We start from the raw sequence: 14,817 nt of genomic DNA, 5'->3' as shown, positions 1-14,817 counted from the left end.
TCAGCGCTCGATCGTGCCGGTCCGGCGGATCTTCTTCTGGAGAAGCAGCACGCCGTAGAGCAGCGCCTCGGCGGTGGGCGGGCAGCCGGGCACGTAGATGTCCACCGGCACCACCCGGTCGCAGCCGCGCACCACCGAATAGGAATAGTGGTAGTAGCCGCCGCCGTTGGCGCAGGAGCCCATCGAGATCACGTAACGCGGCTCCGGCATCTGGTCGTAGACCTTGCGCAGGGCCGGGGCCATCTTGTTGGTCAGGGTGCCGGCGACGATCATCACGTCCGACTGGCGGGGCGAGCCGCGCGGCGCGAAGCCGAAGCGCTCGCAATCGTAGCGCGGCATCGACATCTGCATCATCTCGACGGCGCAGCAGGCGAGCCCGAAGGTCATCCACATCAGCGAGCCGGTGCGGGCCCAGTTGATCAGCTCGTCCGTGGTGGTGAGCAGGAAGCCGCGGTCGGCCAGCTCGTCGCTGATCGACAGGAAGGTCGGGTCGTCCGCGCCGATCGGCCGGCCGGTATTGGGATCGATGATCCCCTTGGGCTGGGGCGCGACCGCGGGGGCGCGGGACAGGCTGTGGGTCGTGTCGGTGATCAGGGCCATCGGCGACTCGGAAAACGGTGCGGGCAGGCGGCTGTTGCGAATCAATCCCACTCGAGGGCGCCCTTGCGCCACTCGTAGACGAAACCGACCGTCAGCACGCCCAGGAAGACGATCATCGACCAGAAGCCGAACCAGCCAAGGTCTCCGAAGGTGATCGCCCACGGGAACAGGAACGCGACCTCGAGATCGAAGATGATGAACAGAATCGCCACGAGGTAGAACCGCACGTCGAACTTCATGCGGGCATCGTCGAAAGCATTGAAGCCGCACTCGTAGGCCGAGAGCTTCTCCGGATCCGGGCTCTTGAAGGCGACCAGGAACGGCACGACCAGCAGGGCGGTGGCGATGAACAGAGCCACGCCGATGAACACGATGAGCGGAAGGTAGTCCGCCAACAAGCCGGTCATGCCAGGGCCTCGCGAGAGCGTCTCGATCTGACGTGGGAAACCGCGGTGCGCCGCCGAACCGGATTCGCCCGTGGAATTGTTCTTATGCCAGGATGCGCGCGGCCGGAGGCTTAGTCGAGCCGCCGACCCGTGACAATGGCTTGTCGCGTCGCACAAAGTGCACGTCCTGTCTTGTGTAGGGATGTGGGCGTGCGCGGCAGCCCTGCAACACGACGCAAGCGCGCAGGCCATCCGGTCGCGTCCCGCACGAAACCGCCACGGACGCGCTTGACAGCCCCCCGCCTGGCCCATAAACCCCGCCCCGTCGCCGGGCGAAACGCCCCTCCGAGGCGACCACGCCGTGCGGGCGTAGCTCAGTTGGTTAGAGTGCCGGCCTGTCACGCCGGAGGTCGCGGGTTCGAGCCCCGTCGCCCGCGCCACTTCCACGATCCCTCGATATCAGGACCGAACCGCGCCTCCGACCACGTCGGGGGCCGTTTGACGTTTGCGCTGCGGCTTGGGGCCTGTTGGGGCATGACGGCTCGGTGTATCCGCGCCGTCGAACCCGACCCGTTTGGCCAGAGCTCCTGCGCGACCTGACACTCGCTTCTCTGTCCGCGACGCGACCCTCGCCGCGTCATCCCGGGGGCTTTCGTGGCGCGGGATGACACGGCCGCGGCACGGGCGTCCGTGCAAGTCTGCCGAACGTCACGCGCGCATGGGCGGCTCAGCTGACGGCCCGCGGTGGCGCATCGACCGCCACGCGCATCGGATCCACGGCACGCCTGCGACCGCCGCGGATGCTGAGGGCGATTCCGGCGAGGATCAGGCTTCCGCCCGCCAGGATGTCGGGGCTCAGCGGCTCGCCGAGCATCAGGTGCGTGCTCAGGATTCCGGCCACCGGCACGAGCAGCGCGAACGGCGTCACGGCCGCCGCGGGATAGCGGGTCAGGAGCCGGGTCCACAGGCCGAAAGCCAGCAGGGTCGTCGGATAGGCCTGGAAGGCGATCGACGTCACCGCCGTCCAGTCCGGATGCGCCAGAGTGGCGAGGGCGGCCGGTCCCTCGACGATCAGGGACAGGCCCAGCAGCGGCCCCGCGGTGGCGAGGCTGCCCCAGACCATCAGGGCGAGCATGTCGACCCGCCCGATCCGCTTCGCGGTGACGTTCGCGCAGGCCCAGGCCGACGCGGCCGCGACGACCAGCAGAAGCGGCCCGAGCGGTGCGCCTCCGGCTCGACCCAGGGCGATCGTCGCGGTGCCCAGGAGGGCGACCACGCCCCCGAGCACCTGGAGCCCGCGCGGCCGCTCCCGAAGGAACAGCCAGGCGAGTGCCACCGTGAACGGCACCTGGACCTGGATCAGCAGCGACGACAGGCCGGCCGGCATGCCCAGCCGGATCGCCGTGAACAGCAACCCGAACTGACCGACCCCCAGGGCCAGGCCGAACACGATCACCAGGGTGGCCGGGGCCCGGGGCGGCCGGATCACCAGCACGGCCGGTATCGCCGCGAGGGCGAAGCGCAGGGCGCAGAGCAGCAGCGGTGGGGTCGTCTCGAGGCCGATCTTGATCGCCACGAAGTTGGCGCCGAGGATCGTGACCACCAGAATCGCCGACAGCGTGTCGCGCAACGTCATCCAACGATCCTTGCCACTGTCCCCGCGATCGTCCCAGCCCCGGCCGGCCTCACCACGCGCGTGCGGCCCGCGCCCGGCGGCGGGCCTCGCGCCGGCCGATCAGCAGGTCGGTGGCGTCGCGGAAACCCGGCACCGCCGCGTCCGCGACGTCCTGCGGCGTCAGACCGATATCCTTCAGCTCCCGCTCGGACAGCGTCGAGAGCCGGTGCAGGACGCGCCGGTTCATCGCCGCGCGCGACAGCTCCGCCCGCACCTCCGCGGCGGCCTCGCTGATCGCCCCGACGACCCGGGCGATCCAGGACGGCGGGGTGCCGGTGCGGGCGGTCTCGGTGAGGCACTGGTCCATGGCGCGATCCTCCATCTCCTCAGGACGCGACGATCCTGACCGGGCCGGGCTGGCGGCGACAGGAACAGTTCGGTACGCTTTCGAAGAATTGTCCGGTCGGAAAGGCAGTACGGATGCAGGTCGCGCCCAAGCCCACCGGGACGCGCGTCGAGATCGTGGCCGGCGAGATCCGCGAGCGCATCGCGGCGCGCCACCTCGTGCCCGGGGTCCGGATCCCGTCGGTGCGGGCCTTCGCGGAATCCATGGGCGTGTCGAAATCGACCGTGGTGGAGGCCTATGACCGGCTGGCCGCGGAGGGCACCCTGGTGGCGCGGCCGGGCTCGGGCTTCTACGTCGCCGGCAAGACCCGGCCGCTCTCGCTCCAGGCGATGGGGCCGCGGCTCGACCGGATCGTCGACCCGCTGTGGATCACCCGCCAGGCGCAGCAGGCCGGCTCGGACCAGTTGAAGCCCGGGGCCGGCTGGCTGCCGGATTCCTGGATGCCCCACGAGGCGATCCGGCGGGGCCTGCGCCGGGTGGCGCGGGCGGATCTGGCCGAGATGACCAATTACGACCGGCCTCTGGGCTACGAGCCCCTGCGGATCCAGATCGCCCGCAAGATCGCCGAGAAGGGCGTCGGCGCCGAGCCGGACCAGATCGTGCTGGTCGAATCGGCCACCCAGGCCCTCGACCTGGTCTGCCGGTTCCTGCTCCAGCCGGGCGACACCGTCCTGGTGGACGATCCCTGCTACTTCAACTTCCTGGCGCTGCTGCGGGCGCACCGGGTCTCGGTCATCGGCGTGCCGTTGACCCCGGAGGGGCCGGACCTGCGGGCCCTCGGCGCCCTGCTCGAGCGGCACCGGCCGCGCTTCTACCTGACCAACGCGGCGCTCCAGAACCCGACCGGGGCGAGCCTCGCCCCGGCCATCGCGCACCGGTTGCTGAAGCTGTGCGAGTCGCACGACACCCTGATCGTCGAGGACGAGATCTTCGGCGATCTCGAGCCCGAGCCGGCGCCACGGCTCGCCGGGTTCGACGGGCTGGAGCGGGTGATCCAGATCGGCAGCTTCTCGAAAACCCTGTCGGCGGCCGCGCGCTGCGGCTGGATCGCGCTGCGGGCCGACTGGGTCGAGCCCCTGGTCGACCTGAAGCTCGCGCTCAGCCTCGGCAACGGCCACGTCACGGCGGCTTTGGTGCACAGCCTGATCACCGAGGGCTGCTATCGCCGGCACCTCGCCGAGACCAAGCGGCGGCTCGCCGGCGCCATGGTCCAGGCCTCGGCCGAACTCGGCGCCTGCGGCCTGGAGCCGTGGGCGCAACCCCGGGGCGGCTTCTTCCTGTGGATGCGCCTGCCGGATGGGCGCGACGGCGCCGAGGTGGCGCGCCGGGCGCTGGCGCAGGGCATGGTCCTGGCCCCGGGCACGGCCTTCAGCCTGTCCGACGACTGGAACGGCTACATGCGCTTCAACGTCGCCCATTGCATCGACCCGCGCATCCGGCCGATCCTGCGGGCGGCGCTGGCTTGATCGCCTCGGGACCATGGCGGCTGTGCGAGCGCAGCGAAGCGACCGGGCGGCATTCCTCGTTTGGCTGGGATACGGCGCCCTACGAGGCTGAGCGCGATCAGCTTGCGCTCAGGGAGGCTGCTTTCGACCGAGGCCAGTCGTGAAGACAGCCGTTGGCGCGTCTCGAAACCAGCCATTCGTCGGCCGTCCGGCCAATTCGGCTCGGCGTGAAGCAGCGCATCGCGTTTGAGTCTGAGTGCCGCGGGGGGAGTTCCCTTGAGGGCGGCGGATCTGCGACACTCTCGATCTCGCTGACGCGCGCGACGCCCACCCTCCCTGCGGCGTGTCATGGGCATGGCGAGGCTGCACGGTCCGCCGTGCTTCAGCGGGTCTCGCCCTGAGCCGGAGATACGATCTGTCAGCCAATTTCGGGCATCGCTGGCGGCCTCCTATCGACCACCCCCTACGGAAGGGCTGACGCCACGATGCGAACGATCGTTTATGCCGATGGCGGTTGCGACCCGAACCCCGGGCCAGGCGGTTGGGGGGTCGTCGTTGCGGCTCCGGACAATACGGTCGAGCTGTGCGGCGGAGAACCCGGCACCACGACCAACAACCGCATGGAGCTGACGGCTGCGATCAAGGGCCTCGAGCATTTCCCGGCCGGGGCCGCGATCGAGATGCGGTGCGACAGCCAGTACGTCGTCAAATCGGTGACCGAGTGGATGCGCGGTTGGAAGGCGAAAGGCTGGCGCACGACGACGGGTGACGTGAAGAATGTCGACCTCATGAAGCGCCTCGACGAACTGAACGCGGCGCGCGACGTGAAATGGACCTGGGTCCGGGGCCATGCGGGCGACCGTCTCAATGAGCGCGCCGACGCTCTCGTCCACCGGGGCCGCCGCGAAGCGAAGCTTGGCAAGCTCGAGTCGCGGAACAGTGCTGCGCCGATACCTGCCTCTGCCCCTGTCGCTGCATCGACGCCGCCGAGCCAGGGTGCCAACCTGCGCGTCGATCTCGCGCTTGGCCTTCAGGTCACGCGGGCCGCGAAGGCGGCGGGTGTCACGCCCGACGCTCTGGTCGAGGATGCGATCCGCTTCTACCTCGAGACTGGGCCGAGCGAGGTCGCACGCCTGCGATCGAGCCGAGCATAGGGGACGACGTCGATCGCGGCGAAGCCTGGTCGTCCGGCTTCACGCCGGCAGGGTCAGCTCCGCCTTCAGCCCGCCCAGCTCCGAGCGGCCGAGGGTGAGCCCGCCGCCGTAGAGCTCGGCGAGTTCGAGGGTGATCGGCAGCCCGAAGCCGTGGCCCGGCACGCCCTCGTCCAGGCGGCGGCCGCGTTCCATGACTGCAGCGGCGGCCGCGCCGTCGAGGCCCGGCCCGTCATCCTCGACCCGCACCACGATGCCGCTCGCCTCGCCGGCGGCCACGACCCGGACCCGGCTGCGGCACCAGCGGCAGGCATTGTCCACGAGGTTACCGAGCATCTCGTCGAGATCCTGCTCCTCGCAGGGCACGGATAGGGCGTCCGGCACGGCGAGGTCGATCGCCACGCCCTTCTCGGCGTAGAGCCGCACCAGCGCGTCGCGCAGGTCCGAGACGCGCGGCGCCAGGGGCGTGCGCCCCCGGGCCGAGCCCGCCAGCGCCGCGGCGCGAGCCCGGCGCAGGTGGTGGCGGACCCGCCGGTCCATGTCGTCGACCTGGAGGCGCAGCGCCCCGTCGGGGTCGCGGGCCCGATCGGCCAGGGCCATCGACAGGGTCGCGAGCGGCGTCTTGAGGGCGTGGGCCAGGTTGGCGACGTGGCCGCGGGCGCGCTCGAGGTTCTGCGCGTTCTGGTCGAGCAGCGCGTTCAGCTCCGCCACCAGCGGCTTGATCTCGGCGGGCTGCTCCTCCGGCACCCGCTCCCGGCGCCCGGCGCGCACGGCGGCGAGGTCGTCCCGCAGGCGCCGCAGCGGCGCCAGGCCGAGGCGCACCTGCAGGGCCAGCCCGGCGATCAGGCAGAGGCCGAGCACCCCGAGCGCCAGGGCCAGGCTGGTCAGGGCCTCGCGCAGGGGCCCGTACAGGGCCGCCCGCGGCGCCGCCGCGATGATCGTGGCGGGGGGCGTCCCCGGCACGTCGAGGATGCGCAGGATCAGCCGCTCCCCCCGCGGCCCGGTGCCGTCCGCCGGATGCGGGTGATCGGCCGCGTCGTCGGGCTCCGGATCGGTGACGGTGATGTGGCCGCCCCGCAGGGAGCCCGAGCCGTAGGTCTCGGCCCCGCGGCGGACCTCCCAGGCCCAGCCCGGCCCGTCCCGGTCGAAGGGCGGCGCGTCGCGGTTCTGGGACAGGAGCCCCGCCTCCAGCCCGGCCCGGAGCGCGACGATCTGGGCGTCGAGATGCCCCTCGATCTGCCCGCGGACGAAGCGGTGCAGGATCACCCCGATGGCAAGCCCGGCCACCACCAGCGCCGCCAGCACCAGCGCCAGGGCGGCCGCGAGCAGGCGGGTCCGCAGGGAGCGGCGCGGCGGGGGGCCCTTCTTCGGCGGCGGCATCAGGCTGGATCCGCGTGCAGGCGGTAGCCGTGGCCGCGCACGCTCTCGATCCGGGCCGGGGCGATCTTCCGGCGCAACCGGGTGATGATCACCTCCACGGAATTCGAATCGACATCCGCGTCGCCCTCGTAGACCCGCTCGATCAGGTGCGGGCGCGGCACCACCGCGTCGCGGTTGAGCATCAGGCAGGACAGGACCCGCCATTCGAGGCCGGTGAGCTTGAGCGGCAGGCCCTCGTGCTCGAAGGCGCCCAGCCCGGTGTCGAAGCTCAGGGGGCCGCAGGCGATCCGGCTCGCCCCGCCGCCCTGCGACCGGCGCACCAGGGCGCGCAGGCGGATCACCAGCTCCTCCACCCGCACCGGCTTGACCAGGTAATCGTCCGCCCCCGCCTTGAAGGCCGCGACCTTGTCGCTCCACCCGTCGCGGGCGGTGAGCACCAGCACCGGCAGGGTCCGCCCGGCCGCCCGCCAGGCCCGCAGCACCGAGACGCCGTCGCCCTTGGGCAGGCCGAGGTCGAGCACCACCGCGTCGTAGCCCTCGGTCTCGCCGAGATGCTGGGCATCCTCGCCGGTGGCGGCCCGGTCGAGGACGAAGTTCTCCGCGCGCAGGACCTTGGCCAGTTCGGTGGCCAGGGCCGCGTCGTCCTCGACCAGCAGGATCTTCACGGATTCGCCCTCCCCCAAACCCGGCCCAATGCCGGAAAGCGCGCGGCGACGGGAAGTTAGGGCCGATTTCTCACGCGGCCCGTCAATCTGGCATCCCGCATCGGCGCGCGCGGCCAAGTCCTTGGTCGCCCGCGCGTCTCGGCGCCGATCCGGCCATAGGGAGCCGGGTTTAACCGGGGCTGAACCGGGCGGTTCAGGCCGGATTCGCGGGGGCGACTTACGAAGGCGCCACGGACCGATCGGGTCCCCAGCCTTCGGAAGGACGATTCAGATGACCGACCACACCACGATCGACGGCACCGCCCGGGAGATCCGCGAGCCCGCCCCCGCCAAGACCGCCAGAACGATCCCGGCCCGGACCTGGGTGGTGGCCGCGATCGCGGCGCCCCTGGCGCTCGGCGCCGCCGGCCTGTCCCTGGCGCAGGGAACGCCGTTCCAGCCGACCCCGGTCGACCCGGTGGCGATCCAGGCGCTGGCCCCGTCGAGCGCTACCGCGATCAAGGGCGAGGTCGCCGAGATCTACGGCAACAAGTTCGTGGTCCAGGATCCGACCGGCCGGGCGCTCGTCGAGACCGGGCCCGCCGGCGAGGGCGGCACCCTGGTCGCCAAGGGCGAGGCCGTGACCGTGCAGGGCCGGTTCGAGACCGGGTTCCTGCATGCCAGCGTCCTGACCCACGGCGACGGCCGGAAGGTGGTGATCGGGCCGGCGGGCGGGCCTCCGACCGGCAGCCTCGACTGGGCCAAGGACCGGCTGGGCCTCGGGCCGAATCCGGACGTGCCGGCACTCACCGCCGCCGTCCAGGCCGCCGGCTACGGCGACGTGCGGGTGACCGGACGCGGCCCGCGCCACCTCGACGTCGCCGCCAAGGACCGGGACGGGCGCGAGCACGAACTCCATGTCGGCTTCGACGGCCAGGTCCGCGAGCGGCCGGTGCCGGGCGCCCGGCCCTGAGACCGGGCCGCGCCGCATTCGCCTGCCGCCGGACCGCATCGCTGTCCGGCGGCAGGCAGCTCATGCAACCGTTTCCGCCCTGCCGCGTCCTCCCGTCACCGATCCGGACAGGAGACGCGCCGTGGAACCGATGAAGCCGATGGAACCCATGAAGCCGATGGAACCGATGAAGGGCATGGAGCCCTTCTGGCCGAAGGATCTCGGCGAGCCCGCGACCAGCGGCTCCCAGAACGGCATGAAATACGCGTTCTTCCCGGACAAGCACCGGCTCCTGATCGAGCGCGACGGCCAGGTCACGACCTACGACAGCGGCGACCACCGGATCGGCGGCGTCTCGCAAGCGGACGGCAGCACCCAGTCGCTGACCTTCTCCAGCCAGAACGGCGACGTCGATCTGGGCTCGCTGAAGAAGCTCGACTGACGGTCCGGCTGGGCGCCCGCTCTCCCACCCAACCCCCTCATCCTGAGGCGACGGAGCGAAGCGGAGGCCTCCAGCCGGCCGCGCGATCCCTGGAGGGCTCCTTCGAGGCTCGCTGAGCTCGCACCTCAGGATGAGGGGGTTGGATGGGAGGCCCATGTTCTCGGGGCACCGGGCGGATCCTCACCGCGCCTTCCGCCCCCGGCCACCTTCCCCTCCGGCACCGGGCGCTCTAAGCCCGGCCCGGCCATGCGAGCCCTTCCGCCGACCCGTCCCGAACCATGCGCGCGCTGATCGACCTCGTTCGGATCATGCGCGCGCGCGATCGGCGCCGGCTCGCCCTGATCGCGCTGGGCCTGGCGATCGCGGCGCTGCTGGAGGTGGTCGGCGTCGCCTCGGTGATCCCGTTCCTGACCCTGGTCGGCGATCCCTCGGCGGCGACACGGGTGCCCTACCTCGCCCAGGCCCGTGAGACCCTCGGCCTCGCCGACGAGCGCAGCTTCCTGCTGGTCACCGGCGGGGCGGCGCTTCTGGCGATCCTGACCACCGCCGTGGTCAATGCCGGGCTGACCTACGCGCAGCTCCTGTTCACGCATCTGGCCGGCTACGGGTTCAGCCGCCGGCTGCTGTTCCGCTACCTCGACCGGGAGCGGCTGTTCTTCGCCCAGGCCAACAGCGCCGAGCTCGCCAAGAACGTCCTGTCCGAGACCGACCGGCTGGTGGTCGGCGTGCTGACCCCGGCCACCGTGCTGGCCTCCCGGGCGACCTCGGCACTCGCGGTCATCGTCTTCCTGCTGGCCTACGCACCCCAGCTCGCCCTGATCCTCGGGGGCGGCTTCGGCGGCCTCTATGTCGGGATCTACCTGATCATGCGGGCCCGGCTCGCCCGGCTCGGCGGCCGCTCGGTGGCCGACAACGAGGCCCGGTTCCGGATCGTGCAGGAGACCTTCGGGGCGCTGACGGAACTGAAGCTCTACGGTCGGGCCGAGGCCTTCGCGGGCCGGTTCGACGCCCCGGCCCGGGCCTACGCGGTCGCCACGGCGGCGAGCCTGCTCACCGGCCAGATGCCGCGCTTCGTCATCGAGGCCCTGGCCTTCGGCGGGGTGATCGTGGTGGTGCTGTTCGCGCTGGCCCAGGGGCTCGACGTCGCCGGGATCCTGCCGCTGCTCGGGCTGTTCGCCTTCGCGGGCTACCGGATGCTGCCGGCCTTCCAGAACATTTTCACCTCCGTCTCGCTGATGCGGTTCTACAGCCCGGTGGTGCAGGTGATCGTCGACGAGCTCGCCGACGAACGTCATCCCGCGCCTCGCACCGGTGAGCGCCTCCCCTTTGCGAGAGAAATCCGGCTGGAAAACATCGGCTTCGATTACGGCACCGGCCGGCCGGCGCTCAGCGGCATCGACCTGACCATCCCGGTCAACACCACGGTGGGTCTCGCCGGCCGTACCGGCTCGGGCAAGTCGACCCTGGCGGGCCTGCTGCTGGGGGTGCTCACCCCGGGCACCGGCCGGATCACCGTGGACGGGCGGGAACTCGACGCGAGCGCCCGCCCCGCCTGGCAGAACCGCATCGGCTACGTCCCGCAGGACGTGTTTCTGGTGGACGGCACGGTGGCCGAGAACATTGCGCTGGGCCTCGACGCGCCGGATCGCGCCGCGGTCGAGCGCGCGGCCCGGCTCGCCGGCGCCCACGACTTCGTGGCCGCCCTGCCCCGGGGCTACGGCGAGCGCGTCGGCGAGCGCGGGGCGCGGCTGTCGGGCGGCCAGCGCCAGCGGATCGGCATCGCCCGGGCGCTCTACCACGACCCGGACGTGATCGTGTTCGACGAGGCGACCTCGGCGCTGGACGACGAGACGCAAGGAGCGGTGATGCGCGCCCTGCGGGCGCTCGCGGGCCGGCGCACCCTGATCCTGATCGCCCACCGGCTCTCCACCCTGGAGGGGGCCGACGCGGTCCACGTCCTGGAGGCAGGGCGCCTCGTCGCCTCCGGGCCGCCGGAGACGATCCTGCCGGGGTTGGGAGCCGTGGCGTGAACGAAGGCGGTCAGGCCACCAGAGCCTGCCCGTCACTCTCGGGTTCCGGGCCGTGCGTGTGCGCGGCGAACGTCGCGATCGCGGCGGGCCGGCCCATCAGGTAGCCCTGCGCGGCGTCGCAATTCTCGCTGACCAGGAAACCGAGCTCCGCTTCCGTCTCGACGCCCTCGGCCAGGACCGGAAGGCCCAGGCCACGGCCGAGGCCGAGCACGGACCGGACGATCGCGGCGGCCTGCTCGTTGCCGTCCACCGCCCGGATGAACGAGCCGTCGATCTTGATCCGGTCGAACGGATAGGTCCGCAGGTTCGACAGGGAGGAATAGCCGGTCCCGAAATCGTCCATGGCGATGCGCACCCCCAGGGCCTTGAGCTGGCGCAGGGTGGACTGGGCCCGGGCGGGATCGCGGATCAGGGCCGTCTCGGTGATCTCGATCTCCAGGCGCTCGGGCTTCAGCCCGGTCTGGAACAGGACCTCGTGGACCAGCTGCGCGAAGTGCGGCGCGTGGAGCTGCAGGCCCGAGACGTTGACGGCGATGGTGAGCGGGTTCGGCCAGCCGGCGGCCTCGCGGCAGGCTTCCCGCAGCACCCATTCGCCGATCTGCAGGATCGCGCCGCTCTCCTCCGCGATCGGGATGAACAGGCCCGGCGGCACCGCGCCGCGCTGCGGATGCTGCCAGCGCAGCAGCACCTCGAAGCCGAGCACGAACCCGTCCCGCACGTCGGTCTGCGGCTGGTAGACGAGGTGCATCTCGCCGCGGGCCACGGCATGCCGCATGTCGTGCTCGAGGAGGCCCCGCTCGCGGACCTGTGCGCCCATGCGCGCCTCGAAGAACCGGTAGGTGCCGCGGCCCTCGGACTTGGCGCGGTAGAGCGCCGTGTCGGCGTAGCTCAGGAGCGAGGCCCGCTCATCCGTGTCGTCGGGGAAGAGCGCGATGCCGACGCTGGTGGCGATCGTCGGGCCGGCCCCGTCGGCGCTGTTGCGCAGGGCGTCCAGGATCTGCTCGGCCAGGCGCCCGGCCGCGATCGCTTGATCGCAGGGCATGAGGATCGCGAATTCATCGCCGCCCAGCCGGGCCATCAGCTGGGTCTTGTCGAGGAGCGCGCTCACCGACTTCGCGACGGTGATCAGCATGGCGTCGCCGGCCGCGTGGCCGAAGAGGTCGTTGACCTCCTTGAACCGGTCCAGGTCGAGGCAGAGCACCGCCAGCCGCCGGCCCGTCACCTTGGCGACCTTCAGTTCCTGATCCAGGCGCTGGTTGAAGCGCGCCCGGTTGGCGAGGCTGGTCAGCGCATCGTGGTGCGCCAGGAACTCGATCTGTCCCTCGGCCCGGCGCCGGGCGCGCAGATCGCGGACCGCGATGGCGTAATGGGGCTGGTTGCCGTAGGTGACCGGCCGCACGATCAGCTCGACCGGGATCTTGGCGGCGTCTTCGGCGCGCTGCAGCTCCGTCTCCACCGGCTGATCCGCCGGGGTGGCCAGCGCCAGGCGCGTCGCGGCCTCCGGCAGGAACCGCGACAGCGGGATTCCCGACAGGTCGGCGGCGGCGACGCCCACGAGGGTGCCGAAGCTGTCATTGGCGCTGACGATGCGATCGCCGCGGCACACGACCAACCCTTCGACCGCGGCGTTGGCGAGGCTGTGCAGGCGCTCCCGTTCCAGGACCGCCTGGCGGCGATCGCGGATGTCGAGGGTCAGCGCCGCGCCGGCGAGGAACAGGATGGCCAGGCTCGCCAGGGCGACGCCGACGGCGAGCCAGCGCGCCGGGATGGCGCTCTCCGATATCAGGACGCCCGGATCGGGCACGATCGTGACCGCGCCCATGGCGACGAAATGGTGGCTGCAGATCGCGAGCAGCAGCAGCAGCGCGCCCGTCAGGCGCCCCTTCAGCCGTTCGCCCGCAAGCGCCACCGGCAGGGCGGCGCCGGCCAAGAACGCGCCGAGGATCAGGGACGCCGCCACGAGGGCGCGATCCCAGCGGATGTGCCCGGCGATCTCGAACGCGGCCATGCCGGTATAGTGCATGGCCGCGATGCCGAGCCCGAGGACGACGCCGCCGAGCGCGGCCGCGAACGGCAGGGCGGGGGTGATCGCGATGGCGAGGCCGAGCCCGGTGATCGCGATGGCGTAGATGAGCGAGAGGCCCGTGAGGCCGACGGCGTAGGCGCTCGGCAGGTTCGGCTCGAAGGCCAGCATGGCGATGAAGTGGGTCGCCCAGATGCCGGATCCCCCGGCCACCGCCGCGACGCAGAGCCAGACCGCCCGGATCCGTGGGGTCGCTTTGCGGGCATGCCGCAGAAGCTCGATGCACGTGGTCGCCGCCAGGGCGCATGTCAGAGCCGCCAGACCGACGAGCCAGACATCATGGGAATCGACGAAGCAGCCAACGACCTTGAGCATCACGTAGAACCGGGGACGGAAATAGCACTCTCTGGCTATAGTGATCCGCTTTTTAGACCGTTAATCTGCCGTATCGCGCGATCCAAAAACGACTGCTTCTAATATAGGTTATAAAATCTCGGGTTGTGGCAGCTATAGACGCGTGGTTGAAGGCGCTCTCGGCGCGCGCTGCTTCGGCCGTCGATCCGGCGGGTCTGCGGCCGCTGTTTCGTCTCGGAACCTTTGCCGCAGGGCGGAGGCGATCCACCCGTCACACGTGGGCAGACGGTTCCGCTTCTGCGGGCTCCGTACGGAAACAGACGAACGGCGTTTCCGCTCATGCGGGTCACGGGGGCCGTGGCAGGCCTCGGAGCACGATCCCGCGGGTCGGCGGCGGACGGGGGCGGCGGGGCGAACCTTCGGGCCGCCGCGCCTGTCGAGGGCCCGCGCCCCTTGCGTCCCAGCCCGCGTCCGTTACCTCGGCTGTCCGAGGATCGCCCGGGAGGCCCGCTTGAGCACGCGCATCGACCTGACCGCGCCGGATGGAACCACGGCCACGCTCGCCACCCACGGCGCCGAGCCGGTCTCCTGGCGGGTCGGCGGGGCCGAGTATCTGTGGAGCGGCGACCCGGCGCACTGGAACCGGCACGCGCCCTGGCTCTTCCCGGTGGTCGGGGCCTCGGCCGGCGGGCAGGTGCGGGTCGGGTCCGAGACCTACCCGATGGCGCAGCACGGCTTCGCCCGGGACCTGCCCTTCTCGGTGGTGGAGCGCAGCGCCGACGCGGTGATTCTGCGGCTGGTCGACGGGCCGGAGACCCGGCGGCACTACCCGTTCGCGTTCCGGCTCGATGTCGCCGCCCGGGTGCGTCCCGCCGGCCTCGATCTCGAGGTCACCGTGGCCAATCCGGGCGACGCGCCCCTGCCCTACGCGCTCGGCTTCCACCCGGCCTTCCCGTGGCCCTTCGCGGGTGGCGCGCGGGCCAAGGATGGCGGCTACGCGGTCGAGTTCGAGCAGGCCGAGCGCCCATTCGCGCCGCAGGTCGGCCCCGGCGGCCTGCTGCTGCGCGCGGAGCAGCCGATCCCGTTGGTGGGCAGCACGCTGCCGCTGGACCCGGAGATCTTCACCGAAGCCTTCGTGGTCCGGAACGCCAAGAGCCGCCGGATGCGCTTCACCGGGCCCGACAAGGCGATCCGGATGGAGATGGAGGAGTTCCCGCATCTCGCCGTCTGGACCAAGCCGACCGCGCCGTTCCTGTCGCTGGAATGCTGGACCGGCTACGCCGACTGGGCGGATTTCTCGGGCCCGCTGCAGGAGCGCGATTCGCAGCGCCTGCTCCCGCCGGGCGGGCAGGCGCGCCACGGCGTCCGCCTGACCCTGGAAGGCTAGCG

Annotated in this window: 13 protein-coding genes and 1 tRNA gene; 7 read left to right on the top strand and 7 right to left on the bottom strand. The window is 71.6% G+C overall.

Translation table 11 applies throughout. The features are described from left to right. Both LGR69_RS11765 and LGR69_RS11760 read right to left on the bottom strand, forming a co-directional pair. Positions 1-600, bottom strand: a complete 600-nt coding sequence (locus LGR69_RS11765) for a NuoB/complex I 20 kDa subunit family protein (RefSeq protein ID WP_007560753.1) — start codon at positions 598-600, stop codon at positions 1-3. Between the two features lie 41 nt (positions 601-641). Next, positions 642-1,007, bottom strand: coding sequence for an NADH-quinone oxidoreductase subunit A (locus tag LGR69_RS11760; RefSeq protein WP_007560754.1), 366 nt, complete (start codon positions 1,005-1,007; stop codon positions 642-644). Positions 1,008-1,349: 342 nt separating this feature from the next. Here LGR69_RS11760 and LGR69_RS11755 point away from each other — a divergent pair. Beyond that, positions 1,350-1,426, top strand: a tRNA-Asp gene (locus LGR69_RS11755). 287 nt (positions 1,427-1,713) lie between these two features. On the opposite strand, the gene LGR69_RS11750 is transcribed toward LGR69_RS11755, so the two are convergent. Next, positions 1,714-2,622 (bottom strand): EamA family transporter, encoded by a 909-nt coding sequence (locus LGR69_RS11750; protein WP_007560755.1) that lies wholly within the window; start codon positions 2,620-2,622, stop codon positions 1,714-1,716. Positions 2,623-2,671: 49 nt separating this feature from the next. Beyond that, positions 2,672-2,968 (bottom strand): DUF1127 domain-containing protein, encoded by a 297-nt coding sequence (locus LGR69_RS11745; protein WP_007560756.1) that lies wholly within the window; start codon positions 2,966-2,968, stop codon positions 2,672-2,674. Positions 2,969-3,081: 113 nt separating this feature from the next. Here LGR69_RS11745 and LGR69_RS11740 point away from each other — a divergent pair, with 113 nt between their 5' ends. Beyond that, positions 3,082-4,473, top strand: coding sequence for an aminotransferase-like domain-containing protein (locus LGR69_RS11740; protein WP_007560757.1), 1,392 nt, complete (start codon positions 3,082-3,084; stop codon positions 4,471-4,473). Positions 4,474-4,937: 464 nt separating this feature from the next. Then, positions 4,938-5,606, top strand: coding sequence for a ribonuclease HI (gene rnhA / locus LGR69_RS11735; protein WP_007560759.1), 669 nt, complete (start codon positions 4,938-4,940; stop codon positions 5,604-5,606). A gap of 39 nt (positions 5,607-5,645) precedes the next feature. On the opposite strand, the gene LGR69_RS11730 is transcribed toward rnhA, so the two are convergent. Together LGR69_RS11730 and LGR69_RS11725 are read right to left on the bottom strand one after the other, a co-directional pair. After that, positions 5,646-6,983: a sensor histidine kinase gene (locus LGR69_RS11730; protein ID WP_230366147.1), complete on the bottom strand. Its 1,338-nt coding sequence runs from the start codon at positions 6,981-6,983 to the stop codon at positions 5,646-5,648. Continuing rightward, positions 6,983-7,648 (bottom strand): response regulator transcription factor, encoded by a 666-nt coding sequence (locus LGR69_RS11725; protein WP_007560763.1) that lies wholly within the window; start codon positions 7,646-7,648, stop codon positions 6,983-6,985. Before LGR69_RS11725 ends, LGR69_RS11730 begins: the two co-directional genes overlap by 1 nt. Before the next feature lie 271 nt (positions 7,649-7,919). On the opposite strand from LGR69_RS11725, the gene LGR69_RS11720 reads away from it, so the two are divergent. The 3 genes from LGR69_RS11720 to LGR69_RS11710 all read left to right on the top strand — a co-directional run bounded on the left by LGR69_RS11720 (position 7,920) and on the right by LGR69_RS11710 (position 11,051). Continuing rightward, positions 7,920-8,600, top strand: coding sequence for a DNA-binding protein (locus tag LGR69_RS11720; RefSeq protein ID WP_091859538.1), 681 nt, complete (start codon positions 7,920-7,922; stop codon positions 8,598-8,600). 130 nt (positions 8,601-8,730) lie between these two features. Then, the gene (locus tag LGR69_RS11715) at positions 8,731-9,021 is read left to right on the top strand and encodes a hypothetical protein (protein WP_230366235.1); all 291 of its coding nucleotides are present in this window, start codon (positions 8,731-8,733) and stop codon (positions 9,019-9,021) included. Between the two features lie 278 nt (positions 9,022-9,299). Then, the gene (locus LGR69_RS11710; protein WP_230366146.1) at positions 9,300-11,051 is read left to right on the top strand and encodes an ABC transporter ATP-binding protein; all 1,752 of its coding nucleotides are present in this window, start codon (positions 9,300-9,302) and stop codon (positions 11,049-11,051) included. Positions 11,052-11,061: 10 nt separating this feature from the next. Here LGR69_RS11710 and LGR69_RS11705 read toward each other — a convergent pair whose 3' ends face one another. Then, positions 11,062-13,449 (bottom strand): bifunctional diguanylate cyclase/phosphodiesterase, encoded by a 2,388-nt coding sequence (locus LGR69_RS11705; protein WP_230366145.1) that lies wholly within the window; start codon positions 13,447-13,449, stop codon positions 11,062-11,064. A 490-nt stretch (positions 13,450-13,939) separates the two neighbouring features. Here LGR69_RS11705 and LGR69_RS11700 point away from each other — a divergent pair, with 490 nt between their 5' ends. Beyond that, complete coding sequence (locus LGR69_RS11700) at positions 13,940-14,815, top strand: aldose 1-epimerase family protein (RefSeq protein ID WP_230366144.1); 876 nt, start codon at positions 13,940-13,942, stop codon at positions 14,813-14,815. Positions 14,816-14,817: the final 2 nt, after the last annotated feature.

It is taken from the genome of Methylobacterium brachiatum, from assembly GCF_020523825.1.
Lineage (GTDB): Bacteria > Pseudomonadota > Alphaproteobacteria > Rhizobiales > Beijerinckiaceae > Methylobacterium > Methylobacterium brachiatum.
Note: the sequence above shows the minus strand (reverse complement) of the source record. Positions and strands in the feature narration are given on the sequence as shown.

What these genes read in the sequence shown, in the direction of transcription:
- LGR69_RS11710 (WP_230366146.1), top strand. Translation starts at nt 9,300, where the DNA reads ATGCGCGCGCTGATCGACCTCGTTCGGATCATGCGCGCGCGCGATCGG.
- LGR69_RS11705 (WP_230366145.1), bottom strand. Translation starts at nt 13,449, where the DNA reads ATGCTCAAGGTCGTTGGCTGCTTCGTCGATTCCCATGATGTCTGGCTC.
- LGR69_RS11720 (WP_091859538.1), top strand. Translation starts at nt 7,920, where the DNA reads ATGACCGACCACACCACGATCGACGGCACCGCCCGGGAGATCCGCGAG.
- LGR69_RS11740 (WP_007560757.1), top strand. Translation starts at nt 3,082, where the DNA reads ATGCAGGTCGCGCCCAAGCCCACCGGGACGCGCGTCGAGATCGTGGCC.
- LGR69_RS11765 (WP_007560753.1), bottom strand. Translation starts at nt 600, where the DNA reads ATGGCCCTGATCACCGACACGACCCACAGCCTGTCCCGCGCCCCCGCG.
- rnhA (WP_007560759.1), top strand. Translation starts at nt 4,938, where the DNA reads ATGCGAACGATCGTTTATGCCGATGGCGGTTGCGACCCGAACCCCGGG.
- LGR69_RS11750 (WP_007560755.1), bottom strand. Translation starts at nt 2,622, where the DNA reads ATGACGTTGCGCGACACGCTGTCGGCGATTCTGGTGGTCACGATCCTC.
- LGR69_RS11760 (WP_007560754.1), bottom strand. Translation starts at nt 1,007, where the DNA reads ATGACCGGCTTGTTGGCGGACTACCTTCCGCTCATCGTGTTCATCGGC.
- LGR69_RS11745 (WP_007560756.1), bottom strand. Translation starts at nt 2,968, where the DNA reads ATGGACCAGTGCCTCACCGAGACCGCCCGCACCGGCACCCCGCCGTCC.
- LGR69_RS11730 (WP_230366147.1), bottom strand. Translation starts at nt 6,983, where the DNA reads ATGCCGCCGCCGAAGAAGGGCCCCCCGCCGCGCCGCTCCCTGCGGACC.
- LGR69_RS11715 (WP_230366235.1), top strand. Translation starts at nt 8,731, where the DNA reads ATGAAGCCGATGGAACCCATGAAGCCGATGGAACCGATGAAGGGCATG.